This is a genomic window from Caballeronia sordidicola (assembly GCF_000729995.1).
GTDB lineage: Bacteria > Pseudomonadota > Gammaproteobacteria > Burkholderiales > Burkholderiaceae > Caballeronia > Caballeronia sordidicola_A.
Genome location: NZ_JNFG01000079.1, coordinates 1 through 1,392, shown reverse-complemented (window position 1 = coordinate 1,392; position 1,392 = coordinate 1). Strand labels below are relative to the sequence as shown.

Genomic DNA, 1,392 nt, shown 5'->3' with positions numbered 1-1,392 from the left:
GCTAGCGCCGTGGCGGCGGCGCGTGACGTGGTCACGTGTTCGAGTTCGGCCACTTGCAGGCGTTGTTCGAACGGCGAGGTGTCGTCGAGCTTGTGCAGCATCCGGGTCATCCACCACGAGAAATGCTCCGCGCGCCAGACGCGCTTCAGGGCAGTTTCGGTGTAGCGGTCCAGTTTGTCGCTCGCACCTTCTTCGTAGAATGCTTGCAAGGCGGCGGTCAGGATACGGACGTCCGACACCGCCAGGTTCATGCCTTTGGCTCCGGTGGGCGGGACAATGTGCGCGGCGTCGCCGGCGAGGAACAGCTTGCCGGATTGCATCGGCGTGGAGACGAAACTGCGCATGCCGACAATGTTCTTCTGGAAGATCCGCCCTTCCGTGATCTGCCAACCGTCCAGCGTGTCTACGCGTGCGTGGAGTTCGGACCAGATGCGGTCATCGGACCAGGCATCGACCGAGTCCTTCGGGTCGCATTGGAAGTACATGCGTTGCACGTTCGGCGAGCGGGTGCTGATGAGCGCAAACCCGCGATCGTGGCGCGCGTAAATCAGCTCGTGCGCCGAAGGCGGCGCGTCGACCAGGATTCCGAACCAGCCGAACGGATAGATACGCTGATAGTCTTGCCGCGAAGCCTGGGGCATCGACCCGCGGGCGACCCCTTGCGAGCCGTCGCAGCCAATGATGAAGCCGCACTCCAGTTCGTGCTCGAACCCTTCGTGCCTGTAGCGGATGCTGGGCCGGGTAGTGCCGGGGGCATCATCGAACTCGTGTAGCGACACGTTGGTCACGCCGAATTTCAACGCACCGTCGGCCGCGACCCGAGCGGCGACCAGATCCTTGATGACTTCGTGCTGCGCGTAGACGGTGATCGAATGGCCGGTGAGTTCGGTCAGTGCAATGCGCTTGCGTTGTCCTTCGAACGCGAGCTCGAAACCGTGATGTATCGCGCCTTCGGCCAACATCCGCGCGCCGAGTCCCGCCTCATTGAGCAGGTCCATCGTCCCTTGTTCGAGAACGCCTGCACGAATGGTGGATTCGATATCGACGCGGCTGCGTGCCTCAAGCACGACCGATTCGATACCGCGAAGATGGAGAAGATGAGAAAGCAGGAGGCCCGCAGGGCCCGCACCAATGATGCCGACTTGTGTACGCATGAATGTCTCCGGATTGCGTGTTGATTTTGTGGACACAGTCTTGCGCACTGAAGGGGTATCGCGCAACGCGATAACGTGGATAGGCTATATCTCGAATGTGGATAAAGGTATTGACTCGTCAGGCGATTTTTTCGGGCGAGGTTGCGCGACCGGCAAACTCAGCTCGGGTCCATGCCGGATTGATCGTGTACGCCACCACGAAGGGTGTCATCGAGAACTTCACGGGTGTCTTGCACCT

1 protein-coding gene is annotated in these 1,392 nt (G+C 60.8%); it reads right to left on the bottom strand.

The features are described 5' to 3' along the window. The coding region (locus FH08_RS0133685; protein WP_031362581.1) for a 4-hydroxybenzoate 3-monooxygenase at positions 1-1,154 on the bottom strand (1,154 nt) is incomplete at its 3' end. Positions 1,155-1,392: the final 238 nt, after the last annotated feature.